The sequence below is a fragment of the Streptomyces sp. WELS2 genome (assembly GCF_013870595.1).
In the GTDB taxonomy this organism is placed as follows: Bacteria; Actinomycetota; Actinomycetes; order Streptomycetales; family Streptomycetaceae; genus Streptomyces.
This window is the reverse complement of record NZ_JACBWZ010000316.1, coordinates 1-6,689: the sequence shown is the minus strand read 5'-3', so window position 1 is coordinate 6,689 and position 6,689 is coordinate 1. Positions and strand designations below refer to the sequence as shown.

General features: G+C 73.2%; 5 protein-coding genes. 3 read left to right on the top strand and 2 right to left on the bottom strand.

Going from position 1 to position 6,689, the window contains the following annotated elements:
- Positions 1-428: 428 nt before the first annotated feature.
- Together uppS and H5J33_RS18985 are read left to right on the top strand one after the other, a co-directional pair.
- A complete protein-coding gene (gene uppS / locus H5J33_RS18990) occupies positions 429-1,118 on the top strand; it encodes a polyprenyl diphosphate synthase (RefSeq protein WP_220212505.1) in 690 nt (229 codons plus the stop codon).
- Positions 1,115-2,593 (top strand): oxygenase MpaB family protein, encoded by a 1,479-nt coding sequence (locus H5J33_RS18985; RefSeq protein WP_181796128.1) that lies wholly within the window; start codon positions 1,115-1,117, stop codon positions 2,591-2,593. Before uppS ends, H5J33_RS18985 begins: the two co-directional genes overlap by 4 nt.
- A gap of 40 nt (positions 2,594-2,633) precedes the next feature.
- On the opposite strand, the gene H5J33_RS18980 is transcribed toward H5J33_RS18985, so the two are convergent.
- Entirely contained in the window at positions 2,634-3,506 is an 873-nt protein-coding gene (locus H5J33_RS18980; protein WP_181796127.1) for an SGNH/GDSL hydrolase family protein, read from the bottom strand.
- Between the two features lie 291 nt (positions 3,507-3,797).
- Here H5J33_RS18980 and H5J33_RS18975 point away from each other — a divergent pair, with 291 nt between their 5' ends.
- Complete coding sequence (locus H5J33_RS18975) at positions 3,798-3,953, top strand: DUF6131 family protein (RefSeq protein ID WP_181796126.1); 156 nt, start codon at positions 3,798-3,800, stop codon at positions 3,951-3,953.
- 54 nt (positions 3,954-4,007) lie between these two features.
- Here H5J33_RS18975 and H5J33_RS18970 read toward each other — a convergent pair whose 3' ends face one another.
- The gene (locus H5J33_RS18970; RefSeq protein ID WP_181796125.1) at positions 4,008-6,638 is read right to left on the bottom strand and encodes a M4 family metallopeptidase; all 2,631 of its coding nucleotides are present in this window, start codon (positions 6,636-6,638) and stop codon (positions 4,008-4,010) included.
- Positions 6,639-6,689 lie beyond the last annotated feature (51 nt).

The following is a 6,689-nucleotide window of genomic DNA, read 5'->3' as shown; positions in this document are numbered from 1 at the left end:
CGAGGCCGGTGCGCCGGCGAAGTGCGCGGCGCGGTAAGGAAATCACCATGTGACAGCACGCTAGGCAACGCCCGCCGCGTCCTCATTCCGGCAGGCAGGCGGATCCGCCGGGGGGCCGTCCCCAGCACGGGACCGGAGGACAACCCCCGAATCGAGCCCGGGTTTGCCGGACGAACCGGGGTGCGCGCCGGGTCTCGCACAGCAGTGCCAAGGGTGAACGGTGACCGTTGCCCCGCCTTCCGCGGCGGGCGGCTGGCAGTCTGCGGGGGACGATCCGGCCCGCGGTCCGACGGGGCCGGGCAGCGGCGCGGGTCCGCTCGGTGCCGCAGGGGGCGGGAGGGACGGTGGAGGAAGTCGTGGGCGGTGCCGCCTCCGACCCGGTCCCGGAGGGGGGCCGCAGGGGCGTGCCGCGGCACGTGGCCTGCGTGATGGACGGCAACGGCCGCTGGGCGGCCCGGCGGTCGCTGCCCCGTACCTCGGGCCACCGCGCGGCCGAGACGACGGTGATCGACGTCATCGAGGCGGCCCGGTCTGCCGGGGTGGAGTGGCTGAGCCTGTACGCGTTCTCCACCGAGAACTGGCAACGGCCCGGCGCCGAGATCGACTTCCTGATGCGGCTGGTCCGCCGCGTGGTGCGCAAGCACGCCCCGTTGCTGCACGCGCGCGGGATCCGCTGCCGGTTCCTCGGCGTGACGGACCCGCGCATCCCGCCGCCGCTGGCCCGGGACTTCGCCGATCTGACCACCCTGACCGCCGGGAACCGGGGCATGACGCTGACCGTGGCGTTCGATCACGGCGGGCGCCGCGACATCGTGGCGGCGGCACGGTCGCTGATCCGCAGCGGGGTGCCCGCCGAGGCCGTGGACGAGCAGTGCTTCGCCGCCCACCTGCCCTACCCCGACACCCCGGATGTGGACCTCGTCATCCGGACCTCCGGGGAACAGCGCATCTCCAACTTCATGCTCTGGCAGGTCGCGTACGCGGAGCTGATCTTCTCCCCGGTCCTGTGGCCCGACTTCCGCGCACCGCACTTCCTGGAGTGCCTGCACACCTATCAGCGGCGGGAGCGCCGTTTCGGCGGCGTACGGCCGAACGAGAACGGAGAACGACGACCGTGACCGAGACGGGCGCCGACGAGCCCCAGCACACCGGCACCGACACCGGGACAGAATCCGGCACCGGCCAGCTCTTCGGCCTGGGCAGCCGGTTCCGCGGCTTCTTCAACGATCCGCGCTGGGCCCTGGCCATCATCCGGGCGACCGTACTGGAGGCGGCGCACCCGCAGATCGGTGCGGCCCTCGCCGACAACTCGACCTTCGTGACCCACCCGTGGCGGCGGCTGCGCAACACCGTCACGAGCCTGCAGCGCATGTCCGGCTCCGACGAGGAGGCGCGGCGCAAGGAGGCGGCGCGCCTCAACCGGCTGCACAGCCGGATCAGCGGCACCGACGCGCGGGACCGGCCCTACGACGCGATGGACCCGGCGGTGCGCGCCTGGGTGGTGGCCACCCTCTTCGAGAGCAGCGTCGCGATGTGCCGGTTCGGCGGGCAGCCGCTGGAGCAGGACGCCATCGAGGAGCTGTACGGCGAATTCCACGGCTACCTGGCCGCGTTGGACGGTGATGCCCGGCACCTTCCGCCCACGGTCCACGAGTTCTGGCCGTACTACGAGCGGGTGGTCGAGGAGGAGCTGGAGCACACGGAGGCGATGCGCATCATCCTCTACCGGCTCTTCGACCATCTGCCCGCGCCGCCGCTGCTGCACGGTCTGCCCACGCTGTGGGCGGCCGGCCGCGCGCTCGTCGGACCGGTCATCGGCGCGATCACGGTGGCGTCCCTCCCGGAGCCGTTCCGCCACCGGGCGGGGCTGCCCGAACTGCCCGGCGCCCGGACGCTGATGCAGAGCGCCTATCTGGGCGCCGGTCTCGCCCGGTTCCTCCCGGAGGGCTGGTTGCGCACCGAGACCGTACTGGATCTGCTCGCCCTCTCACCCGACAGCGACGACCCCCGGGCCCGGACGTTGCGCGCGCTGCGGGACCGGATGCGGCGCGCCGGTGCCCTGATCCGGCTGATCACCCCGCTGCCCCCGGAGCCGGACCCCGCGGACACCGGCGTGCGGCGCGGTGCGGAGGAGTTCTTCGCCACGGTGCTGGACCAGACCGGGGACGGCTACGTGGACTGGCCGGACCTCGCGGCGATGGCCCGGGAGATCGCCGGCCGTCTCGACCTGGACGAACCGGCGGAGACCCGGCTGTACGACGCCTTCGCCGACTGGTGGCGGGAGTTGCAGACGGCGCTGGACACCGACGGCGACGGCCGCGTCAGCTGCCGGGAGTACACCGAGGCCGTGCCCTCGCTCGCCGGTCCCGCGCTGATCCGGGTCGCCGAGGTCCTCTTCGACGTCACCGACGCCAACGGCGACCAGCGCATCGACGCGGCCGAGTACCGGGCGCTGTTCCGCCGGGGCTTCCGCCGCGACCCGGCCGGCGGCGAGGATGTCTATCCGCGCGGCGCGTTCGTCCGGGACTTCGTGTCCTTCATGTCGGGCCGGGCCCGCTCGACGCCGTACGATCCGCTGCTCGCGGAGGCCTGACGCACGGCCCCGGACGGGGGGCCGGCCGTGCGGCGCCGGGTCAGCCGAGGCCGAGGACGCTCAGGGTGCGGTCGGCCATGCGCCGCTCGCCCAGGGCGTTGGGGTGGACCGGCACGACGTTCCGCCCGAACAGCAGCGGCTCGATCCACCGGGTGCCGGCCGGCTGGCAGGCGTCGTGCCCGGCGGAGGCCTCGGCGAAGTCCACGTACACGGCCCCGGTCTCCTCGGCGGCCCGCCGCACCACGGCGTTGAGGTGGGCCTGGAGTGAGTGCAGGTAGGGCACGTCGCCCGCGGCGAGGGGCAGCTTGACGAAGCAGGACGGGTCGGCCTTCGCGGGCGTGATCCACGGGTAGCCGAGCACGGCCACCCGGGCGTGCGGCGCCTTGGCCCGGACGGCGCCGAGCGCGGCCTTCAGCGCCGGGTAGGTGTTGGTGTCGATCTGGTCGTCGAAGGACGTGCCGTACCTGTCCTTGCAGGGGCTGCCCTGGCCGCCACTGAGCACGCCGGCGGTGCCGCAGGCGGTCACGGCGTTGATGAAGGTGCCGTTGTCGTTGCCGCCGATGGTCAGCGTCACCAGGTCGGTGTCCGCGGTGACCGCGTCGGCCTGCGGGGCGACGCCGGGGTACTGGGACTCGGTGAAGTGCTTGGTCTGGGCGGCGCCGCAGGTGACGTCCGTCAGCCGGGCGCCGGTGCGGTCGGCGATGACGTGGGGATAGTTGGCGGTGGACCGCAGACACAGCGGGCTGCCGAGGTCGATGGGCAGCACACCGGACGCGGCGCTGTAGCTGTCGCCGAGGGCCGCGTAGTCCAGGGACGTGGCGGCCTGGGCGGGGGCCGCGCCGAGGCCGAGGGCAAGGGTGCCTAGGGCCGCGGACGCCGCGGTGAGGACACGGCGCCAGGTTGGCATGGGCATGACATGCTCCCTTCCGGGGAGATCACGGGACGCACGGGCATGCCGGTGCCACGGGCGCGCCGGGAGGGATTACCGGGGAGTTCTACCGATAGGTAATGTGAGACTGCCGCAACAAGAAATCAACATTGCGGACCGAACTTTTGAAACATGGACGATCGAACTCCGGTTACAGCACGGCCAGGCAGGCACCAATCGTCCCGTTACGCGAAGTTTTTACCGCGCGGAGTGCGATTTCCGCCGCGTTCGGGGCACCCGAGGCCTAGGAGCACCACTACCAGCTGGAGGCACGCCATGATCGCCCTCGGCATCATTCTGCTCATCATCGGCTTCGTCACGGGCATCTCGATCCTGTGGACTATCGGCATCATCCTGCTGGTGGTGGGAGCCATCCTGTGGATCCTGGGGTCCATGGGCCACGCGGTCGCCGGCCGTCGTCACTTCTGGTAACCGCGGTAGTGCCGGTGCCCCCGCCCTGTGGCGGGGGCACCGGCACGAGGGCGGTCAGGCGCAGGTGCCGCTGGGGCGGGCCCGGGTCACCACCTCGCCGGTGCCGGTGGTCGCGTCCAGCCACACCACCCGGGTGCCCTCGGCCGCCGCGGCGGAGAGCTGCTCACCCCGGTCGCAGGACACCCGGGCGCGGCGGGTGCCGTCGCCCTTCCGGCCTGGGATGAACTGCCAGAGCTTGGACAGCGCCGCGTTGGAGACCTCGGCCACGGGCGTGCGGGCGACCATCGTCACCGCGTCCGCCCCGGCCGTCACCTCGGAGACGTTCAGGGCGCCGGGTCCGGTCTCCGGGCTGAGGTCGGTGACGTCCGAGCCGTCGAGTGCGGCGCGGCGCAGGGTGGTGGTGCCGTTCTGGCCGACGGCGTCGAGCAGCCAGTAGACGTGGTCGGCGGTGATGGCCGTCGGGCCGAGCGAGGCGTCGGGCTCGGCCTTCCGGAGCACCGTCTCCTCGCCGGTGGCCACGTCGATCAGGCGGGTGGTGGACTCGTACACGGCGCGTACGCGCTGCCGGTCCTGGTAGACGATCCTGCCGTGGCCGACGGCCGGGAAGGTCGCCCGGTGGTAGGTGCCGCCGCCGATGGTGACGACGTTCGCCGGGTCCTTCAGGCTCAGGTAGGCCACGCCGGGCCGGCCGCCGTAGTTGTAGTAGGCGAAGGTCACGGTGTCGCCGTCGACCGCGAGGGCCGTGCCGGTGCTACGGCCGTGCCACAGGGTGCGCACCGGTCCGCCCGCGAGGGGCTGGGCGAGGATGTCCACGCCGGTGGGCCCGTGGGCCTGCCACACCACCGTCGTGCCGTCGGTGGCCGGATTGACGTGATAGCGGCCGTCGTTGGGGCTCATCAGCTTGAGCTGCCCCTTGCCGTCGGTGCGGCCCGCCCACACCGAGTACGGCTCCGAGCCGGACTCGTCCGACCGGGCGGCGGCCCACCAGCCGCCGCCCGCGCCGAGACGGGAGTCGTAGGTGTTGACGCCGGAGAGCAGCACGTCGGAGTCGATGCCGAGGGCCTTTTCCCAGTGCGGGACGATGCCGTGCGCGGTGAACGCCTTCCGGACGGCCGTGAGGGCGTGCCCGCCGGCCCCCATCCGCTTGGCGGCGGCGAGGACCGCGTCCCTGCCCTGGGTGAAGCCGTCGAGCGGGGTGAGGTATTCGGTGAGCGCCTTGTAGACGACCGCGTCGGCGAGCTCGGGGCCGATCTCCTCGCGGATGTCCCACAGCGCGCCGCCGAAGATGGTGGAGTTCAGGTGCACGCCGCCGTTGTCGGTGCCGAAGCCGACGCCGAGGAAGGAACCGGCCGTCGTCCGCCCGTCGTTGAGGTCACGCAAGGCGCAGTCGCGGGGGCCCTTGGTGCGGCACAGGGTCTCGCCCACGAGCCCGGAGTCGGGGTCGTCCATGGGCAGCCCGCGGGCGTCGGCCTCGATGGCGTTGCCGAAGTAGTCGGCGATGGCCTCGTTCATGGCGCCGGACTGGCCCGCGTACACCAGGCCGGCGGAGGACGAGACGACCGCGTGGGTCATCTCGTGGCCGACCACGTCCAGCGCGGCGGACAGCGGCCGGTACTCCTCGTCGCCGGAGCCGTAGACCATCTTCTGGCCGTCCCAGAAGGCGTTGACGTACGGCTGCCCGTAATCGGTCGCGCCGACCACCGAGTCGACGGTCATGCCGTGTCCGTCCAGGCTGTCCCGGCCGAACCCGGTCCGGTAGTAGTCGTAGACCCGGCCCGCGGCCCAGTGGGCGTCGACCGCGCCGGAACTGGTGGCATCGGTCCCGAACCGCGGTGTGGGCGAGGCGACTTCCCGCAGGTCGTCGGGCCAGGCGCCGGACAGGTCGCTCGCCCAGTGGCCGCCCGCGTCCCAGGTGGCCAGCACATGGCCGGGGTCGCTCTGGATGCGGGTGCGGTCGCGCAGCACATAGGCGTCGCGGGTGTCGTCACGGGTGACGGCGAGCGGGACGGTGGTGCCGTCGAGCCGGACCCCGCTGCCGGTGGTGCCGGGTGCGGGGTCGGCGGCGAGGGCGGCACGGGCCGCGTGCCCGGGGGCCGTGGGGGAAGCGGCCAGGGTGCGGATCCCGCTGTACTGGAGGACGGGGTAGCCGGCTCGGGCGTCGACGTACACCTCGCGCAGCACCGGTTCGCCGCCGGCCGGGCCTGTTCCGCGCACGGTGATGTGCCGGGTCAGGACGCCGGTTCCGCCGGGTATGACGACCAGGCCGTGGGCGGTTCCGGTGAGCGCGGTGTCCGCGTCCTCGCCGTCCGGGCCCGCGGTGAAGTCCCGGGCCGCGAGGTCCCGTCGTACGGCGTCGACCGCCCGCTCCACGGCCAGGGTGTCGTCGATGCCGGCGGTCGTTGCGGTGCGCAGCCCGGTGAAGTACCGGCCGGAGGTGCCGGTGACGATCCGGCGGCCGTCGTGCCGCTCCATGCGGACGAGGTACTGCCCGCCCAGCACCGGGACGCCGTGGTGGGTCTGCTGGAGGCGTACGGTCTCCCGGTTGCCGGCGGTGAGGGTGCCGGCGGCCCTGAGATCGCGTTCGGGGTCGGCGATGCGGTAGCGGTCCTTGCGGGCGGCGAGGTGGGCGCGGGCGGCGTCCGCCGCCGTGCGGGCCGCCGGTGCCTGTTCCCGGATGCCGTCCACGAGTGCGGGCGGACCCGGGTGAGGGCGTCGAACTGGATGTCCTTGCCCTGG

Excerpts from the sequence above, each read along its gene's own strand:
- H5J33_RS18975 (WP_181796126.1), top strand. The coding sequence starts at position 3,798 with ATGATCGCCCTCGGCATCATTCTGCTCATCATCGGCTTCGTCACGGGC.
- uppS (WP_220212505.1), top strand. The coding sequence starts at position 429 with ATGGACGGCAACGGCCGCTGGGCGGCCCGGCGGTCGCTGCCCCGTACC.
- H5J33_RS18980 (WP_181796127.1), bottom strand. The coding sequence starts at position 3,506 with ATGCCCATGCCAACCTGGCGCCGTGTCCTCACCGCGGCGTCCGCGGCC.